General features: G+C 71.4%; 17 protein-coding genes. 9 read left to right on the top strand and 8 right to left on the bottom strand.

Annotated elements, in window-relative coordinates:
• The first annotated feature begins 24 nt into the window (after nt 1–24).
• Nucleotides 25–1,653, top strand: a complete 1,629-nt coding sequence (locus AB0M83_RS16030; protein WP_364517561.1) for an ABC-F family ATP-binding cassette domain-containing protein — start codon at nt 25–27, stop codon at nt 1,651–1,653.
• A 178-nt stretch (nt 1,654–1,831) separates the two neighbouring features.
• Entirely contained in the window at nt 1,832–2,041 is a 210-nt protein-coding gene (locus tag AB0M83_RS16035; protein WP_003071237.1) for a helix-turn-helix domain-containing protein, read from the top strand.
• On the opposite strand, the gene AB0M83_RS16040 is transcribed toward AB0M83_RS16035, so the two are convergent.
• A complete protein-coding gene (locus AB0M83_RS16040) occupies nt 2,042–3,310 on the bottom strand; it encodes a glycosyltransferase 87 family protein (protein ID WP_364517686.1) in 1,269 nt (422 codons plus the stop codon).
• Between the two features lie 267 nt (nt 3,311–3,577).
• On the bottom strand, nt 3,578–4,429 hold the full coding sequence (locus tag AB0M83_RS16045; RefSeq protein ID WP_364517563.1) for an LLM class flavin-dependent oxidoreductase: 852 nt from the start codon (nt 4,427–4,429) through the stop codon (nt 3,578–3,580).
• Between the two features lie 72 nt (nt 4,430–4,501).
• Here AB0M83_RS16045 and AB0M83_RS16050 point away from each other — a divergent pair, with 72 nt between their 5' ends.
• Together AB0M83_RS16050 and AB0M83_RS16055 are read left to right on the top strand one after the other, a co-directional pair.
• Entirely contained in the window at nt 4,502–4,930 is a 429-nt protein-coding gene (locus AB0M83_RS16050) for a MarR family transcriptional regulator (protein WP_364517565.1), read from the top strand.
• 97 nt (nt 4,931–5,027) lie between these two features.
• On the top strand, nt 5,028–6,905 hold the full coding sequence (locus AB0M83_RS16055; protein WP_364517567.1) for an ABC transporter ATP-binding protein: 1,878 nt from the start codon (nt 5,028–5,030) through the stop codon (nt 6,903–6,905).
• 104 nt (nt 6,906–7,009) lie between these two features.
• On the opposite strand, the gene AB0M83_RS16060 is transcribed toward AB0M83_RS16055, so the two are convergent.
• Both AB0M83_RS16060 and AB0M83_RS16065 read right to left on the bottom strand, forming a co-directional pair.
• Nucleotides 7,010–8,170, bottom strand: a complete 1,161-nt coding sequence (locus tag AB0M83_RS16060; RefSeq protein WP_364517569.1) for a serine hydrolase domain-containing protein — start codon at nt 8,168–8,170, stop codon at nt 7,010–7,012.
• A 114-nt stretch (nt 8,171–8,284) separates the two neighbouring features.
• Nucleotides 8,285–9,013 carry an SIS domain-containing protein gene (locus AB0M83_RS16065; protein ID WP_285994448.1) on the bottom strand — a complete coding sequence of 243 codons (729 nt, stop codon included), beginning with the start codon at nt 9,011–9,013 and terminating at the stop codon, nt 8,285–8,287.
• 118 nt (nt 9,014–9,131) lie between these two features.
• Between AB0M83_RS16065 and AB0M83_RS16070 the strand changes: the two genes are divergently transcribed.
• From AB0M83_RS16070 to AB0M83_RS16090, 5 genes are all read left to right on the top strand, one after another.
• Complete coding sequence (locus AB0M83_RS16070; RefSeq protein ID WP_364517571.1) at nt 9,132–9,824, top strand: alpha/beta fold hydrolase; 693 nt, start codon at nt 9,132–9,134, stop codon at nt 9,822–9,824.
• Between the two features lie 91 nt (nt 9,825–9,915).
• The gene (locus AB0M83_RS16075; RefSeq protein ID WP_364517573.1) at nt 9,916–11,163 is read left to right on the top strand and encodes a cyclopropane-fatty-acyl-phospholipid synthase family protein; all 1,248 of its coding nucleotides are present in this window, start codon (nt 9,916–9,918) and stop codon (nt 11,161–11,163) included.
• Nucleotides 11,164–11,266: 103 nt separating this feature from the next.
• Nucleotides 11,267–12,469, top strand: a complete 1,203-nt coding sequence (locus AB0M83_RS16080; protein ID WP_364517575.1) for an LCP family protein — start codon at nt 11,267–11,269, stop codon at nt 12,467–12,469.
• A gap of 41 nt (nt 12,470–12,510) precedes the next feature.
• On the top strand, nt 12,511–13,041 hold the full coding sequence (locus AB0M83_RS16085) for a GNAT family N-acetyltransferase (RefSeq protein ID WP_364517577.1): 531 nt from the start codon (nt 12,511–12,513) through the stop codon (nt 13,039–13,041).
• A complete protein-coding gene (locus AB0M83_RS16090; protein ID WP_364517579.1) occupies nt 13,038–13,247 on the top strand; it encodes a hypothetical protein in 210 nt (69 codons plus the stop codon). Before AB0M83_RS16085 ends, AB0M83_RS16090 begins: the two co-directional genes overlap by 4 nt.
• A gap of 4 nt (nt 13,248–13,251) precedes the next feature.
• Here AB0M83_RS16090 and AB0M83_RS16095 read toward each other — a convergent pair whose 3' ends face one another.
• The 4 genes from AB0M83_RS16095 to AB0M83_RS16110 all read right to left on the bottom strand — a co-directional run bounded on the left by AB0M83_RS16095 (nt 13,252) and on the right by AB0M83_RS16110 (nt 18,450).
• The gene (locus AB0M83_RS16095) at nt 13,252–13,713 is read right to left on the bottom strand and encodes a peroxiredoxin (RefSeq protein ID WP_364517581.1); all 462 of its coding nucleotides are present in this window, start codon (nt 13,711–13,713) and stop codon (nt 13,252–13,254) included.
• Between the two features lie 221 nt (nt 13,714–13,934).
• Nucleotides 13,935–15,752 (bottom strand): diguanylate cyclase, encoded by a 1,818-nt coding sequence (locus AB0M83_RS16100; protein WP_364517688.1) that lies wholly within the window; start codon nt 15,750–15,752, stop codon nt 13,935–13,937.
• Nucleotides 15,753–15,989: 237 nt separating this feature from the next.
• Nucleotides 15,990–17,450 (bottom strand): cytochrome P450, encoded by a 1,461-nt coding sequence (locus tag AB0M83_RS16105; RefSeq protein ID WP_364517690.1) that lies wholly within the window; start codon nt 17,448–17,450, stop codon nt 15,990–15,992.
• Between the two features lie 88 nt (nt 17,451–17,538).
• Nucleotides 17,539–18,450, bottom strand: a complete 912-nt coding sequence (locus AB0M83_RS16110; protein WP_364517583.1) for an AraC family transcriptional regulator — start codon at nt 18,448–18,450, stop codon at nt 17,539–17,541.
• Nucleotides 18,451–18,461 lie beyond the last annotated feature (11 nt).

The following is an 18,461-nucleotide window of genomic DNA, read 5'->3' on the forward strand; positions in this document are numbered from 1 at the left end:
CACCCCCGTCCACGGGAGTTCCCCTTGATCACGGCCACCGGCCTTGAGCTGCGCGCGGGTTCGCGCATCCTGCTCAACGGCGCGTCCATCCGCATCCAGTCCGGCGACCGCATCGGCCTCGTCGGCCGCAACGGCGCGGGCAAGACCACCTCGTTGAAGGTCCTCGCCGGCGAGGGCGAGCCGCACGCGGGCGAGGTCCGCCGCAGCGGCGAACTCGGCTACCTGCCGCAGGACCCGCGCGAAGGTGATCTCTCGGTCACCGCGAAGGACCGCGTGCTCTCCGCGCGCGGCCTCGACAAGCTGATGCGCGACATGGAGAAGGCGCAGGCCTCGATGGCCGAGCTCGTCGACGACGCCGCGCGCGACAAGGCCATCAACCGCTACGCCCGGCTCGAAGAGCGCTTCTCCTCGCTCGGCGGGTACGCCGCGGAGAGCGAAGCCGCGCGGATCTGCTCGAACCTCGGCCTGGCCGACCGGATCCTGGCGCAGACGCTGCAGACGCTGTCCGGCGGGCAGCGCCGCCGCGTCGAGCTGGCGCGGATCCTGTTCGCCGCGGCCGAAGCCGGCGCCGGCGGCAAGTCCGAGACGATCCTGCTGCTCGACGAGCCGACCAACCACCTCGACGCCGACTCCATCAACTGGCTGCGCGGGTTCCTCAAGCAGCACGACGGCGGCCTGGTCGTGATCAGCCACGACGTCGAGCTGCTGGGCGACGTGGTCAACAAGGTCTGGTTCCTCGACGCCACCCGCGGCGAGCTCGACCTGTACAACATGGGCTGGCAGCGCTACCTCGACGCGCGCGCGACCGACGAGAAGCGCCGCCGCCGCGAGCGCGCCAACGCCGAGAAGAAGGCGTCGGCGCTGCAGCAGCAGGCCGCGAAGCTCGGCGCGAAGGCGACGAAGGCCGTGGCGGCCAAGAACATGGCCCGCCGCGCCGAGCAGATGCTCTCGGCGCTCGACGAGACCCGGGTGGCCGACAAGGTCGCCCGGATCAAGTTCCCGGAGCCCGCGCCGTGCGGCCGGACCCCGCTCACCGCCGAGGGCCTCTCGAAGTCGTACGGCTCACTGGAAATCTTCACCGGGGTCGATCTCGCGATCGACCGCGGTTCGAAGGTCGTCGTACTCGGGCTGAACGGCGCGGGAAAGACCACTTTGCTCCGGCTCCTCGGCGGAATGGAAACTCCCGACACCGGGGAGATCGTGCCGGGTCACGGAATGCGTTTGGGCTATTACGCACAGGAACACGAAACTCTTGATCATGATGCGTCGGTGTGGGAAAACATCCGACATCTCTCACCGGACACCGGTGCTCAGGAGTTGCGGAACCTGCTCGGCTCGTTCCTCTTCACCGGCGAACAACTCGACCAGCCCGCCGGCACGCTTTCCGGCGGCGAGAAGACCCGGCTCGCGCTCGCGGGCCTGGTCTCCAGCGCTGCCAACGTCTTGCTCCTCGACGAGCCGACGAACAACCTGGACCCGGCCAGCCGTGCCCAGGTCCTGGACGCTTTGCGGAGCTTCGCCGGTGCCGTCGTCCTGGTCACGCACGACCCCGGCGCCGTCGAGGCGCTGGAGCCGGAGCGGGTCATCCTGCTGCCCGACGGGACCGAGGACCACTGGTCGGCGGACTATCTGGAACTTGTCCAGCTTGCGTGACTCTGTGCGTCCATTCGGGTGCAAGATCGTTGCGACCGAGCACTGGAATGGCCCAATGTGATCGCAGTTTCGGCTGTTTTACGTCTGTCGTCTGGCATTCCGGCGCTCAGTGTTCGATCATTGCCCCGGCAGGGGCCGATATGTGGCCCAGAACACTCTCGGCGGGAAGGCGATCGACGTGGCTGATCTCAAGAAAGGCGCGCGGATCACCGGCAACACGCGCGACAAGCTGGCCGCTGACCTGAAGAAGAAATACGAGAAGGGCTCGAGCATCCGGGCACTCGCGGAGTCGACGGGGCGTTCCTACGGGTTCGTCCACCGCGTGCTGTCGGAGTCCGGGGTCCAGCTGCGGGGGCGCGGCGGGGCCACGAGGGTGAAGAAGAAGTAGTCACGAACTGCTGCGCGGGGGGCGCGCAGTGGAAGCTTCGGCCACGCGGAACGTCAGGTGGGCCCCGAGCAGGACCAGCGGGTACACCAGGTAACCGTAGCGGGTGGCCGGGGTGAGCAGGATCAAGGCGCCGAGTCCGACGGCGATGCGCAGCAGTGCGCCGGAGCCGTTCGCGGGGGGCCGGCGCACCAGCCAGACGACCATCGCCACGGCCGCGGCGCCGACGAGCGCGAACGCCGCGACCCGGCCCACCGGGCCGATCCCGGCGATCAGGTGGCCCGGCAACGGGCTCGCCGCGGGCGAGCGCACGGCGCCCATCCCGAGGGGGAACCGGAAGACGTGTTCCACGAACGCCGCCGGGTCCACGAGGTACACCGGCAGGTGCAGCGCGGCCGTGGTGGCCACCAGCGCTGACCCGAACCGGCCCACGGCCGGCCAGTCGAGCCCGGTTTCGCGGCTGACCCGGCCCCGGCGTACCAGCACGAACACCGCCAGGACCGCGGCCGCGGGCGCGACGATGAGCTTCGCGCTGACGACCAGCGCCAGCACCAGGCCCGCCCAGGCCGCCCGCCCGGTGGCGGCGAGCGCGCAGGCGAGCACCAGCAGCCCGACGATCGCCAGGTCCGGACCGGCGACGGCCCAGGTGAGCGCGGTGAGCGGGCAGGCCAGCGCGAGCTGGGCGGCGCCGACCGGGACCTTCGGCCAGTTCAGCAGTTTCAGCGTGCCCAGCACGCACGCGCAGGCGGCCAGGGCGAACATCCAGCGGGCGTCGGTGAGGGCGTCGCCCAGCGGCGTGCCGCCGAACAGCGCGCGCGGCAGCCCGAAGACGGCCATCACCGGGCCGTAGGGGGTGTAGTCGTTGACTTCCGGCGCCCGGCCGAGCGCGGTGACGTCGACGTACGGCGTTCCGTGGTGCAGCAGCAGATCCGCGGACCGCTCGATCACCCAGACCTCGGGCTGCGCGGCCCACGAGAACGGCGTGATCAGCCAGTCCACTCCGGTCAGCCGGCGGATCACCAGAAGCAGCAACGGAAGGATCATTGCCAACAGGCCGACGGCGGCGATCCCGCACCAGCGCGAGCCGAGCAGGCTGCGGGGCGTCCGCCCGGTTCGCGCGGACAGCAGCAGCCAGCCGCTGTGCAGCGCGCCGAAGGCGTACGCGACGGTCGCGAAGTTTCCCCAGACGCGGTAGCCGTAGAACTCGGACTTGAGCGCGGTGGGCAGGGCGAAGGCCAGGCAGACGAGGTAGAAGCCGAGGTCCCACCGCAGCGGCGCCCGGTCGAGAGTGACCGCGGGGGCCGTGAAGAGCCGTGCCGCGCGCCGCCATGCGGGCGCCCGGCCCACCTCCGTTTCCACGTCGCCAGGCTACCGACGGGCCGGGTGCCCGGTTCAGCCGACGCCTCGCAGTCTCGGCAGCGCCCCCACGGCGGCCTCGGCGCGCTCGGCCTTGGCGTCGAAGTTCTTGAATGACTCATTCGGGCCTCCGAAGACCTGAATGAGTCATTCAAGACGGCTGGGCGGGAGCGGCTGGGGCGGTCAGGCCAGTTCTCGCAGGCGGGGGAGCAGCTCCGCGGCGGCCTCGGCCGCTTTGACGACGTTGTCAGGCCCGGCCGGCATGAGGACCAGCTCGGTGAAGCCCGCCTCGACGTAGTCGCGCGCGAGCCGCACGGCACCGTCCGCATCGGACGGCAGCCGGAACTGCACGGCGCGGCGGATCGTCGCCGGGTCGCGGCCGGCCGCCGCGCAGTGCTCGTCCAGTACTCGCGAAAGCCGTTGCAGCTCGGTGATTTCCGTGCCCGGCAGGGCGGCGTTGAGCCACACGTCGGCGTGTTCGGCGACGACGCGCAAGCCGAGCTTCTCGCCGCTGCTGCCCAGCCACAGCGGCGGCTTCGGCTGCCGGGGCTTCGGGTCGCTGCGCGCCCCGGTCAGCGTGTAGTGGCGGCCTCGGTAATCGGTTTCCTCGTGGGTCCACAGCAGACGGAGGATTTCGCAGCTCTCGGCCAGTCTTTCGACGCGTTCGACCGGTGACGGCGTCGGCGTGCCCATCATCGCGTCGGTGTACACGTCCCCGCCGGCGCCGAGGCCGACGTCCAGCCGGCCGCCGGAAAGGTGGTCGACGGTCGCGGCGATCTTCGCGAACGTGCCCGGGTGGCGGTTGGTGGTGCCCGAGACCAGGCATCCGATGCGCAGCCGCTGCGTCGCCTCGGCCATCGCCGCGAGGAGTGACCAGCCGTCGAAGACGTCGCCGGTGCGGTCCGGGCCCATCGGGGCGAGGTGGTCGAAGACCCAGCAGCCGTCGAAGCCGGCGTCGTCGGCGATGGCCCAGATCTCGCGGAGCGCCGTGATGCCGATGTGCTGCTGCGGTGGCTTGAGGCCGACGGTGACCATGATGTCCTCCTGATTATCAGCATGACAAATCATCAGTGAAACTGACGATCAGCTTAAGTGTAGAGTCATCCTGTGTCCAGCGACCTCGCCGTCACCCGCCGGCTCGGCTACCTGCTCAAGCACGCCCAGCTGCGGCTCGCCGAGCTGGCCGAGCCGCTGTACGCGCCGCTCGGCGTCACCGGCCGGCAGCTCGCGCTGCTCACCCTGTTCGGGGACGGGCCGGCGCTGTCGCAGCAGGAGGGCGCGGCCCGGCTGGGGATCGACCGGACGACGATGGTCGCGCTGGTCGACGAGCTGGAGGACAAGGAACTGGTCCGGCGCGAGGTCGCGCCCGGCGACCGCCGCAAGCGCCTCGTCACCCTGACCGGCGAAGGCGAGCGGGTCCGCGCGGCGGGGGAAGAAGTGACGCGGCAGGCCGAGGCGATGCTGTTGGAGCCCCTGAACGAAGGGGACGCGGAACGGCTGCGCGCCGCACTGCGCCGCGTTGTTCGCGGGGAGTGAACGGCAGCGGGAAGCAAACGGACGACGGGGACGTTGTCCAGGTCATATCCGGAGAAAACCTCGGCTATAGTAGAGGTTTTGACACTGGGGGTTCCTCATGGACAACACCTGGGCGCTGCTGAGCTCGGCGATGCGCGCCAACGACGTCCCGAAAGGGCTGAGCCGCGGCACGCTGAAACGCGTCGCGCGGTTCGCCCGGCCGCACTGGCGGCGGCTGGTGGCCTTCCTCGTGCTGACCGTCGTCTCGGCGGTCCTGGCCGTCTCGACACCGGTGCTGGCGGGCAAGGTGGTCGACACGATCGTCGGCGGCCGTGACCTGCCGCTGGTCGTCTGGCTCGCGGTCGTCATCGCCCTGCTCGCGGTCGCCGACGCCGGGCTGGGCCTCGTCGAGCGCTGGCAGTCCTCGCGCATCGGCGAAGGCATCATTTACGACCTGCGACGCGCGGTGTTCGAGCACGTGCAGAAGATGCCGATCGCGTTCTTCACGCGCACCCGCACCGGTGCGCTGGTCTCGCGGCTGAACAACGACGTCATCGGCGCGCAGCGGACGTTCACCGCGACGCTGTCCGGCCTGGTCACCAACACGATCCAGCTGGCGCTCTCGCTCGCCGTCATGCTGACGCTGTCGTGGCAGGTCACGCTGCTCGCGCTGGTGCTGCTGCCGATCTTCGTGCTCCCCGCGCGCCGGCTCGGCCGCCGGATGGCCGGGCTGCAGCGCGAAGCCGCGAACCTCAACGCCGGCATGACCACGCAGATGACCGAGCGGTTCTCCGCGCCGGGCGCCACTTTGGTGAAGCTTTTCGGCCGTCCGGTCCAGGAAGCGGACGACTTCGGCGTGCGAGCGGGGCGCGTGCGCGACATCGGCGTGCGGACCGCGATGCTGACCCGCTGGTTCATGACCAGCCTGACCCTGGTTTCGGCGCTGGCGCAGGCGCTCGTCTACGGCCTGGGCGGCTACCTCGCGCTGACCGGCAAGCTCGCGCCGGGCACCGTGGTCGCGCTCGCGCTGCTGCTGACCCGGCTCTACGCACCGCTGACCGCACTGGCCAACGTGCGCGTCGACGTCATGACGGCGCTGGTGTCCTTCGAGCGCGTCTTCGAGGTCCTCGACCTGAAGCCGATGATCGAAGAGAAGCCGTCCGCGCGGGCGCTGCCCGCTACTTCCGCCGGTGGTGTGTCCGTCGAGTTCTCCGACGTCCGCTTCGGTTACCCGGCGGCGGACCGGTACTCGCTGGCGTCGCTGGAGGACGTCGCGACGCTCGACCACCGCGGCGGGGAAGAGGTGCTGCACGGGATTTCGTTCCGCGCCGAGGCGGGGCAGATGGTCGCGCTGGTCGGGTCTTCGGGGGCGGGGAAGTCGACGATCGCGTCGCTGCTGCCGCGGCTGTACGACGTCGACTCCGGGTCGGTGCGACTGTCCGATGTGGACGTCCGGGACCTGACTTTCGCGTCGCTGCGGGAAACCGTCGGCGTCGTGACCCAGGACGGCCACCTCTTCCACGAGACGATCCGCGCGAACCTGGCCTACGCGCGACCGGGCGTCACCGACGACGAGATCTGGGCGGCGCTGGAGCGGGCGCGGCTCGGTGAGCTGGCGCGTTCGCTGCCGGACGGCCTCGACACGACGGTGGGGGAGCGCGGCTACCGACTCTCCGGTGGAGAGCGTCAGCGGCTGACGATCGCGCGGTTGCTGCTGGCGCAGCCCAAGGTCGTCGTGCTGGACGAGGCGACCGCGCACCTGGACTCCGAGTCCGAGGCGGCGGTCGGGGAAGCCCTGACCCACGCGCTGGCCGGCCGCACGGCCCTGGTCATCGCGCACCGCCTCTCGACGGTCCGCGCGGCCGACCAGATCCTGGTCCTGGAGCACGGCGAGATCGTCGAACGCGGCACGCACGACGAACTCCTGGCCGCGAACGGCCGCTACGCAACCCTCCACGCAACCCAGTTCGCCGACCAGGAACCCGCCGTGGCGTGATCAGCCACGTGACTCGCGTGATTGAGCCCGTATCTCGCGTGATTGGAGCCGGAACTCACGAGTTGCGGCTTCAATCACGTGAGTTACGGCTCTGATCACGCGAGTTACGTGTTCGGGAGGGACTCGTAGAGGGCCTGGACCAGGGCCATTTTGCGGGGGTCGTCGCGGATCAGGGGACCCAGCTGGTTGAGGGTGTAGCCGAAGGCGATGCCGTTCTCCGGGTCGGCGGCGCCGGTGGAGCCGCCCAGGCCGTCGTGGCCGAAGGCCGTGGGGTTGGGGCCGAAGCCGCGGGCGTCGCTGCCGAGGTAGAAGCCCAGGCCCCACTCGTTCGGCAGGCCGAGCACCGCGTCGATCTCCTTGCCCTGGCTTTCCCGGGCCCGGGCCAGGCCCGCGGGAGACAGCAGCGTCCCGTCCACCAGCCCGCCGTAGATGGTCGCGATCGCGCGAGCCGTGCCGTGGCCGTTCAACGCCGGCAGGACGGCGTGGCGCCAGGCCGGTTCGTTCGCGTGGTGCCCCGCGAGCTGCGGGTTGGTCAGCGCGGCCTGCGCGACCGGGCCGGCACTGGCGAACGCCGTGGCCAGCGCGTTCGCCATCTCTTCCGTCATGACCGGGTCGACCAGGGTCGCGCAGCGGTCCAGGTCGGCGTCGGGCCCCAGCCCGATCGAGAAGTCCGCGCCCAGCGGCCCGGCGACCTGTTCGGCGAAGAACTCGCGGATGCCCTGCCCGGCGATCCGCCGGACGACCTCGCCGACGAGCCAGCCGTACGCCAGCGCGTGGTACCCGCCCGCGGAACCCGGTTCGCACAACGGTTCCTGCGCCGCGAACAGCGACGTCATCAGGTCCCAGTCGTAGAGCTCCTCGACCGCCACCGGCCGGTCGAGGCCGATCCCGGGCACGCCGGAGCGGTGCGAGAGCAGCCACCGGACCGGGATCCCGTCCTTGCCCGCGGCGGCGAACTCGGGCCAGTACTTCGCGACCGGCGCGTCGACGTCCAGCTCGCCGGCGTCGGCGAGCCGGTGCGCGCAGATCGCGGTCATGCCCTTGGTCGTCGACCACACGTTGGCGAGGGTGTCCGGCTGCCACTCGCGAGTGCGGTCCGGGTCGGCCCAGCCGCCCCACAGGTCCACGACGACCTCGCCGTGGCGGAGGGCCGTGAACGCCGCGCCCAGCTCGCCGCGCTCGCGGAAGTTCGCTTCGAAGGCGTCGCGCACCGGCTCGAAACCGGGGGCGCACACACCGTGCACCGTCGCCGTGGAACCGTCCATGGGACCTCCTCCGAGCGCCGCGACCGGTCCATACCGACCAGTCGGTATGGAGACGCTAAAGGGGGCCGGGCACGCCCGTCAAGGCATGCCCGGCCGGTGCTTCTCCACGAACTGCTACTTCAGCCGCGGCACGATCGCGCCGTACTTCTCCAGCAGCGCCGCGTTCGCCTCGTCGCCGCCCTCCACATTGGAGCTGCGCCACAGCGGGACGTCGAGACCTTCGGCCGTCCCGCGGTCGTAGACCTGGGCGAGCACGAGGTTCCACAGGAACGCGTTGACCACAGTGGACAGCGGCGCGGTGCGCGGCGCGTCCGGCGGGTAGCTCGCGTCGCCGGGGATGACCAGCGAGTCCAGCACGACGGTGCCCTGCTCGACCAGCGTGCTCGACGACCGCCGCGGCGCCGCCGCCACGCAGGCCCGGGACGTGATCGCGATGACCGCCGCCCCCCGCTTGCGAGCCTCGATGCACAGCTCGACCGGGTACGGGTTCGACCCGGACGTCGAGAACACCACCAGCACGTCGTCCGGCCCCGGCGCGCGCTCGGCCAGGACCTCGGCGGCCAGGCCGGTGCGCCGTTCGGTCTTCGTGCTGCTCACCGCGCCGTGCAGCGGGAGCAGGTCCGGGTGGTACAGCGGGTACACGCAGGCCAGGCCGCCGGCCCGGTAGAACGTCTCGGCGACGGCGGCCAGCGAGTGCCCGGCGCCGGCGGTATAGACCAGTGCGTCCGCCCGGATCACCCCCAGCACCAGATCCGCCGCTTCGCGCACTGCCTCGGCGTTGGCCTGCTCGACGTCCGCCAGTTGCTTCGCGACGCTGCCCGAGATGTCCGTGGCGCTCACCACACCCACCCTTCCGTAGGGGACCGGGCGCCGAATCTACCGCGAAGATGGTGGTACGCGGTGGAATAGCCCGGTGGGCGGGCGCCGTTGACCCGGTTGCGGGGCCGACAGGAGGACACGGGTGAGCGAAGCGGAACCGGCGGTGTCCGTGCGGCGGGCACGCGGGCGGACCGAAGCGGTGGTGCTCGTGCTGCACGGCGGCGCCGAGCGCGGCACCGGCGGCGTGCCGCCCTGGAAGCTGGCCTACCTCCGGATGGTCCCGATCGCGCGCGCCCTGCACCGGGCCGGCCGCAAGGACGGCGTCGAAGTGCGGCTGCTGCGCAACCGCCGGTACGGCTGGAACGCCCCCGCCATGGACCCGCTCGACGACGCCCGCTGGGCCCTCGAGCGCATCCGCGCCGACCACCCCGGCCTGCCGGTGGTCCTGGTCGGACACTCCATGGGCGCCCGGGTGGCGCTGCGCGTGGCGGACGACCCGGCCGTGCGCGGGGTCTGCGCGCTCGCGCCGTGGACGCCGCGGGGCGAGCCGGTGGACGCCGTCGCCGGGCGCTCGGTGCTCATCGTCCACGGCACCCGCGACCGGATGACCAGTCCGGCGGAGTCGCACGCCTTCGCCGAACGCGCCGAGGGCGTGGCCGCCCGCGTCGCCCGGTTCGAGATCGCCAACGAAGGCCACGCGATGCTCCGCCGGTCGTCCGTGTGGACCCGGCTGACGATTGCTTTCACACTGGAAGTGCTCGCCGGGGACCCCGCCGACGAGCTGCGCGGCGCGTGGGCCGCGCCGGGGCCCGAGCGGCTCCGAATACCGGTGTAGAAACCGCCCCGAACAGGGCATACAGCGAAACGCGCCGCGGGGGTGCGGCGGCTAAAATCACCGGCGCACCAGGCCGGCCGGAGGGAGAACCGTGACCACCTCGAGTGTTGACCGCGCTCAGGACATCCCCGACGAGTCCCGCTGGCCGGGGCTGGCCAGCCCGCCGCGGTCCGCACTGCGCGCGCGGATCGCCGCCTCGCTCTTCCGCCGCGCGGTCCGCCCGCTCGACGTGCGGGTGACGTTCCCCGACGGCACCGTGCTCGGCGCCGGCGGCCCGGAATCACCCGAAATGCGGATTCTGCGGCCGGAAGCGTTCTTCCACCGCCTCGGCGTCGACGCCAAGATCGGCTTCGGCGAGTCCTACATGGCCGGTGACTGGACCGCGTCCGACCTGGCCGAGGTGCTGACGCCGTTCGCCGAGCGGATGGCCACGCTCGTGCCGCCGGTGCTGCAGAAGTTCCGGCGGATCGCCGAGCGCACGCAGCCGCCGTCGGAGGAGAACACCCTCGAAGGCGCGCGGGCCAACATCCACCGGCACTACGACCTGTCCAACGACCTGTTCGGGGCCTTCCTCGACGAGTCGATGATGTACTCCTCGGCGCTGTTCGGCCCCGGCGAGGACCTCACCGCCGCCCAGCACCGCAAGATCGACAGCGTGCTCGACTACGCCGGCGTCCGCGCGGGCAGCGAGGTCCTCGAAATCGGCACCGGATGGGGTGAACTCGCCATCCGCGCCGCGGCCCGCGGCGCCCAGGTGACGTCGCTGACCATCTCGGAGGAACAGCGGGCGCTGGCCACCGAGCGGATCGCCGCGGCCGGGTTCTCCGACCGCGTCGACGTGAAGCTGTGCGACTACCGCGAGTCGAGCGGCCAGTACGACGCCGTGGTCAGCGTCGAGATGATCGAGGCGGTCGGGGCGTCCTACTGGCCGGCGTTCTACGCCACGATCGGGGAGCGGCTGCGCCCCGGCGGGCGGTTCGGCCTGCAGGCCATCACCATGGACCACGACCGGATGCTGGCGGCCTCGCGCGCCTACACCTGGATCCACAAGTACATCTTCCCGGGCGGCATCATCCCGTCGGTCCGCTCGATCGAGGACGGCCTGGTCGCGAACACCCGGCTCAGGCTGGCCGGGATGCGCGAGTTCGGCCAGGACTACGCGCGCACGCTACGGTTGTGGCGCGAACGGTTCCTGCACCGCTGGACCGACATCGCCGGGTTCGGGTTCGACGACGTCTTCCGCCGGATGTGGGAGTTCTACCTGGCCTATTCCGAGGCCGGGTTCCGCTCCGGGTACCTCAAGGTCCACCAGTTCGGCTACGAGGCGACCGACAAGTAACCTCCGTCGGCAACCCCGACCCGGTGCCGCACGTCCTCCTTTCGAGGGCGTGCGGTTGACTGACGACGACAGGTTTGTCCGAATCGGGATTGGGTGATGGGTGATGACGTACCGTGGCGACGACGGCGGGCGCCGGATGCCGCCGCCCCGGCCGGGCGGGCGCTCCCGCGACCACCAGCGCGCGCAGATGATGCCGCTGCCCGGTCGCGGCCAGAGCCCGTACGACGAGCGCACCCGCCCGATGGGCACCCGCGAGGACGAGCGGCAGTACGCGCCGCCCCCGCCGCGGCAGGACCCGCCCCGGCGCCCGGTGGACGACGACTACCCGCCGTCCCGGCCGCCGCGCCGGCGTCGCTGGAGCTTCGGCCGGATCCTGCTGACGCTGGTGCTGGTGTTCGTCGTCTTCCTCGCCGGCATCTGGGTCTACCTGGAGTTCTCCATCAAGCGCGTCGACGCGCTCGCCGACTACTCCGGCCGCCCGGTCGCCGCGTCCGGCACCAACTGGCTGATCGTCGGCTCCGACAGCCGTGAGGGACTCACCGCCGAAGACGAGGAGCGCCTGGCCACCGGCGACGTCGCGGCGGCCGGCGGCGGGCAGCGCACCGACACGATCATGGTCGCGCACATCCCGGACAACTCCACGAAGCCGACGCTGCTGTCGCTGCCGCGCGACTCGCAGGTGTCGATCCCCGGCCACGGCAAGAACAAGATCAACGCGGCGTTCTCCCTCGGGGGGCCGAAGCTGCTCGCGCAGACCGTCGAAGGTGCCACCGGCCTGCACATCGACCACTACGCGGAGATCGGCTTCGGCGGGTTCGCCAAGATCGTCGACGCGATCGGCGGGGTCGACATGTGCATCGACAAGGACATGAACGACACCTTCACCAACATCAGCATCAAGGCCGGCTGCCAGTCCCTCGACGGCCGCTCGGCGCTGGGCTTCGTCCGGATGCGCCACAGCGACGCGACCCCGCGCTCGGACCTCGACCGCGTCGCCAACCAGCGCAAGTTCATCGGCGCGCTGGTCAGCCAGATCGCCAGCCCGGGCACGCTGCTCAACCCGTTCCACTTCTTCCCGCTGCTGGGCTCGGGGCCGGACGCGCTGACGCTGGACTCGGGCGACCACGTGCACAACCTGGTGGGCCTGGCGCTGGCGATGCGCGGCATCTCCTCGGGCGGCGTGGTGACGACGACGGTGCCGGTGACCAGCGGGTCGGCGGAGAACTGGGACAAGACCAAGTCGAAGCAGATGTTCGACGCGCTGAAGAACGACACGGAGATCCCGGACAGCGTCATCGTCAATTAATTCGGAAGCGCTCGAGGTCTCGGCCGGGGCACCATGGAAACATGGAGACCCCGGCCGAGACGTATGCGCGTGACGAGTTTTCGCTGACCCGCTGGCAGACCGCCGACGGGCCGGAACTCACCGCGACGGTCGGCGGGTCCCTCGACCACCTCGGCACCTGGTTGGTCTGGGCGACCGACGGCTACACCGCCGAAGACGGCGCCGAGTTTCTGCGGCGCACCCGGAAGCAGTGGGAGACCGGGGAAACGCACGACTTCGCGATCCGCGTCGGCGGCTCGCTCGCGGGCGCGGTCGGCTTGATGGCCCGCGAGGGCGGCGTCGAGATCGGGTACTGGCTCGTGCGGGACCACACCGGCCGGGGCCTGATCACCCGCGCGGTGCGGCTGTTGACCGAAGAGGCGTTCCGGCTCGGTGCCGGGTACGTCGAGATCAAGCACGACGAGCGGAACGTCCGAAGTGGAGCGGTGCCCGCGCGGCTGGGCTTCACGAAAGCGGGGGTGGAGCCCATGGAGGCACCCTGGGCACCTTCGTGCTGTGGCACGTACCGCGTGTGGCGGAAGGAGAAGCCGTGAAGCCGGTTTTCGCCGGAGTGACCCAGCCGAGCCACCGGTGGCTGTGCGAGCGGCGCGAGTTCGCGAACCGGGCCGCGAAACGCGGGAACCGCGCGGACGCGCACGAGTACGCGATCCGGCGGCGCCGTCGTGACCGCCCGAGGGGGTGGCCGTCGGCCGGAGTGCGCCGCCCGCCGGGCTGGCCGCCCCGCGGGTGGCGTCGCTGACCGCTCAGGAAACCTTGTTCCGCTCCCGCAGCACCTTGAGCGCCTGGTCGGCGTGCACGGTGAAGTTCAGCTCGCTCTTGATCTTTTCGAGGATCTTCCGGTCCTCGCCGATCACGAACGTGGCGCGCTTGGCGTGCAGCGGCAGCAGCTTCCGCCAGACGCCGAACTGCTTCGCGACTTCACCCTCCACATCGGACAGCAGCGGGTAGTCGAAGCCGTTGGCCTCGGAGAACTGCCGCTGCTTGGTGACGCCGTCCGGGCTGATGCCGACGCGGTGCGCGCCGACCTCGGCGAACTCGGCGGCCAGGTCGCGGAAGTGGCAGCTCTCCGCCGTGCAGCCGCCGGTCATCGCGGCCGGGTAGAAGAACAGCACCACCGGGCCGGTGGCCAGGAAGTCCGACAGCCTGCGGTCGGCGCCCTGGTCGTCGGGCAGCGTGAAATCGGGGGCGAGGTCTCCGGCGTCCATGGAGGTCCCTTCTCGTCGGCGGCAGAACCCATCCTGCCGGGTCTTCGGAGCCACCCCGAACCCGGCTTGGTCCCCACCGCCCCAATGTGGCCTTGGTTGCTCCTCCCATGCCCCCACCGCCACCCTCAACGGAGGCGCTTCGCGCCGCAGTGCTGATTCCACGCACCCAAGGCGGCCTTCGGTGCGTCCAACGCACCGAAGGCCACATTGGGGCGCTCGGGTCACCCGGTGGGGTGGCGGGCGATGAGCTCGTCGACCTCGTCGCCGGTGGCCGAGTCCGCCACGAACGGGCCGCGGGCCGCCAGGACGCCCAGCTGACGCAGCCTCGCCGCCTGCTCGTGCGTCCGGACCCCTTCCGCCCCGACCCGCAGGTTCAGCTCGCGGGCCCGCGTGACCAGCTGCGTCAGGTGCCGCAGCGCCGGCTCCGGCGGTGAGTCCGAGTCCAGCGCGTCGATCACCGCGCCCGAAAGGATCACGTGGTGGACGGGCAGCCGGCGCTGAGGGATCAGCTCCAGGTCCGCCGAGCCCGAGATGGTCAGCACCAGCTGCGTCCCCAGGTCGGCCAGCACCGCGAACGAGTCCAGCACCTCGCCGCGCGGGTCGAGGACCGAGTCGCGGTCCGTGCACAGCCGCAGCGCCTGGGCCGGCAGCTCGTGCTTGTCCAGCTGCTCCTTCACCAGCAGCACCAGGTCCGGGTCGATCGCCAGCCGCGTCGGCAGCCGGACGCACACGTCCGGCGCCGCCTCGCCGAAGCGCGACCGCCAGCGGGCCGTCGCCGCCAGGGACTCCGCCAGGAGCCAGCGGCCCAGCGGCACCGTCATGCCCGTGGTCTGGGCCAGCGGGTAGAACTCGTCGGAGCCGAGCTCGCCCTTCTCCGGGTGGTTCCAGCGCAGGCCCGCGTTCACCGCGGCGAGCCGGTCGGGGTCGGCGAGCTTCACCGTCGGCTGGTAGATGAGCGAGAACTCGCCGTTCTCCAGCGCCCCGGCGATCACCGCGCCCAGCTGGTAGCGGCCGCGGTCGCGGGCGTCCAGCTCCGGGTCGAACAGCATCCACTGCGCCTTGCCGGCCTCCTTGGCCCGGTGCAGCGCGATCTCGGCCGCCCGCAGCAGCTCCGCGGCGCCACCCTCGACGGCCGCGCGCACCACGATGCCCGCGCTCGCGCTCACGCCGATGCCGTGCCCGCCCAGGTAGATCGGCTCGTTGAGGTCCTCCAGCGCCCGCTCGACGAGGCCGACGACCTCGGCGGCGGACAGCTCGCCCCGCAGCAGCACCGCGAAGCCGTCGCCGGACAGCCGCGCGACGAACCCGTCGTGGTGGCCGGTGAACACGGCCGACAGCTTGCCCGCGACCCCGCGCAGCACCTGGTCGCCGACGCCGGCGCCGAGACCGTCGTTGACGACCTTGAAGCCGTCGACGTCGAGGTAGATCAGCGCGATGTCGTCGTGCGCGCCGGCGCCGAGCGCCGCTTCGAGCTTCGTGGTGAACGACGACGCGTTGGGCAGCCCGGTCAGCGGGTCGTGCACGTTCTGGTGCAGCAGCCGTTCCTGCAGCAGGTGCAGCTCGTTCGCGTCGGACACCATCAGCACCGGGTAGACCGAGCCCGGCCGGTCGCCGGGCAGCCGGGCGAGGGTGACGTCGGTCCAGAGCTGCCCGTCTTCGGTGTGGTCGAGCAGCATCCGCTCCTGGTAGCGCTCACGGCCGCCCCGCACCAGTTCGAGCCCCGCCTTGAGCCGCGAGACGTCGTGGTCGGTGGAGCCGAGGTCGGTGAGGTGGCGGCCGCGCAGCAGGTTCGGCGAGCAGCCGAGCAGCTGGCCGAGCGCGAGGTTGGCCTCCACGATCTCGCCGTCCGGGTCGGCCAGCGCGATCCCCATCGGCGACGCCGCGTAGAGCGCGGTGAACCGGTGCAGGGCACCGTCGTGCCCGGACCCGGCGTGGTCGACCGCGTCGTGCGCGATCTCCAGCAGCAGCGGTTCGAGCTCTTCCAGGGGAAGTGTTACTCCTTTGGTGTCGGCCAACGTCGCCGCCCACCGGCGCGCCACGTCCAGCAGTCCTGGCGCGGCACCGGACTCAGGCACACTTCACCTCTTCACGCACAGGTCGGGCCAGGTCAGCCGCGGTGCCGGGGATCAGCGAGCCACACCGGGTGCCCCTCGCCCGCGACCGATGCCACGCCATCATGTGTGTCACGGGGTGTCTACCGGCTGAACGAGTGAACGAATCTCCACAGGAGGTAACTTTATGTCACTCGGTGTATGCAGTGGTGGACGGTACCGCGGTCACCGAGGCGTCAAGCGCACCGGAAGGCCGTCGGCCGGCACCGGCAGGGAGACGTAATCCCACTTCGCGGTGTAACCGTCCGGAACCGACCAGCGGTGGGCCCGCAGCATTTCGTGCATCAGCAACTTCACCTCGAGGCCGCCGAAGTGGAGCCCGATGCACTTGTGCGCGCCGCCGCCGAACGGCATCCACGCCATCCGGTGGGACTTGTCCTCGCGGCGCGGCTCGGCGAACCGCTCGGGGTCGAACGCGAAGGGGTTCGTCCAGCACTCCGGCGTGAAGTGGTTCACCGTCGGCGAGACTCCGCACAGCGTGCCCGCGGGGATGTAGTGGCCGAGCACCTCGGTGTCCTTGACGGTCTGGCGGGTCAGCGACGGCACCGGGGCGACCAGCCGCAGCGCTTCCTTCATCACGAGGTCGAGGGTTTCGAGCTGGTCGACGGCGTCGATGTCGAGGAGGTCGTCGCCGAGGGCGAGGGACTCCTCGCGGGCGCGTTCCTGCCACTCGGGGTGCTTGGCGAGGTAGTACGCCATGGCGCTGCTGGTGATGGTCGTCGTGTCGTGCGCGGCCATCATCAGGAAGATCATGTGGTTGACGATGTCGGTGTCGGTGAAGCGGTCGCCGTCCTCGGTGGTGGCGTGGCAGAGCGCGGTGAACAGGTCGTCGCCGTCCGACTTCCGTTTGGCGGGCAGGGTTTCGCTGAAGTAGCGCTCGAGGACCTTCCGCCCGTGCAGGCCCGCCGACCAGCGCCCGCCGGGCATGGGGAAGCGCACCAGCGCGGTGCCGGCGCGCACGGAGCTGACGAACGCGCGGTTGATCCGGTGGGCGTCGGCGCCGCTGCGCATGCCCATGAACACGCGCGTCGCGACGTCGAGGGTCAGCTGCTTGAGCGCCCAGTACAGCCGCGGCCGCTCGGCCGATCCCCAGCTCGCGACGCCTTCGCGCAGCGCCGGGCCCATCTCGCCGACGTAGCCGATGAGCCGCTGCCGGGTGAACGCCTCCTGCATGATCCGGCGGTGCAGGTGGTGCTCGCCGAAGTCCATCAGCATCAGGCCGCGCTCGAAGAACTTCTCGATGAAGAACTTCCAGCCTTCTTGCGAGAACGCCTTGTCCTTGTTGACGAGCGCGATCTGCGTCGCCTCCGGCCCGGACAGCGCGACGATCTTCCGGCCGAAGCCGCCGGTCCACGACACGGGGCCGTAGAGCTCGTGGCGGCGCAGGCCGAACGCGGGGCCGAAGCGCATCATTTCGAGCATGTGCCCGACGACCGGCGGGCCTTCGTCGCCGAGGACGGGTTTGAGGCCGCTGCCGGCGGGCGGCGTCGCGAGCTCCTTGACGGGCCAGCGCGAGTGCAGCCAGCGTTCGTCGACCCGGTGGGGGAGGGGGAGCGAAGTCAGCGGCGGCACGCGTTCGCGCAGTGCTTCGGTGGCTCGGCTCACGGTGCCCGGCAAAGTGACCATCTCCCCGCTGAGATCGGCGACCCCTTCACGATGCACCCTTGTTGACGATGTGACAACAGGTTGGGGTGTCCTCTTTTCGGGTGGCTTCTCAGCGCGCCGCCGCGCGGCGGAACTCGCTCGGGTTCGTGCCGCGGACCCGCTTGAACGCGGCGCTGAACGCGAAGGCGTCGGCGTACCCGACGGTGCGGGCGACCTCCGCGACGGTCCGGTCTTCCCGCTCGGCCAGCAGGTCGGCGGCGAGCGCCATGCGCCGGCGGGTGAGGTAGGTCAGCGGCGGTTCGCCGACCAAGTCGGCGAACCGCTTGGCCAGCGTCGACCGGGACACGCCGGTGCGGCCGGCCAGCGTCCCGACCGTCCAGGGCGCGGCCGGTTCGGCGTGCAGGAGGCGGAGCGCGTGGCCGACCACCGGGTCGCGCTGGGCGGTCCACCAGGCCGGGGGTTCGCCGCCCGGCCGGTCGAACCACTCGCGCAGGGTGCAGACCAGCATCCAGTCGAGCAGCCGGTCGAGCACCACCTGCTGACCGGGCGCGTCGACGGCGACCTCGGCGGCGAGGTGCTCCAGCACGGCGTCCCCCGTGCCCCCGCCGCCGACGCGCAGGACGGCGGGCAACGCGTCCAGCAGCCGGGCGCCGACCTCACCGCCCACCGGGTAGGCGCCGACGATCAGCGTCGTCGCGCCGTCGCCGGGGTCGTGCCAGCCGCGCCGGTGCCGGGTCCCGCCCTCTTCGGGCGCCGCGCAGTGCTCGCCGCACGCGACCGGCTCGGCCGGGGTGCCGACCTCGTCGACGAAGGTGAAGGTCCCCGGTCCGCGCACGACGACCGTGTCGTAGGCGCGCAGCGGTTCCGGCGCGCCGTGCTCGGGCACGATCCAGCCGCCCCCGGTGAGGACGGTGCACAGGGTCAGTGGCGCGCCGTCGACGAAGTGCAGCGCCCAAGGCGGCGAGAGGGTCGAGCTGCCGAACAGCGAGCCGTGCGCCCGCAGGTCACCGAACGCGTCCACGTTCCCGAGAT

It is taken from the genome of Amycolatopsis sp. NPDC051106 (genome assembly GCF_040682775.1).
Lineage (GTDB): Bacteria > Actinomycetota > Actinomycetes > Mycobacteriales > Pseudonocardiaceae > Amycolatopsis.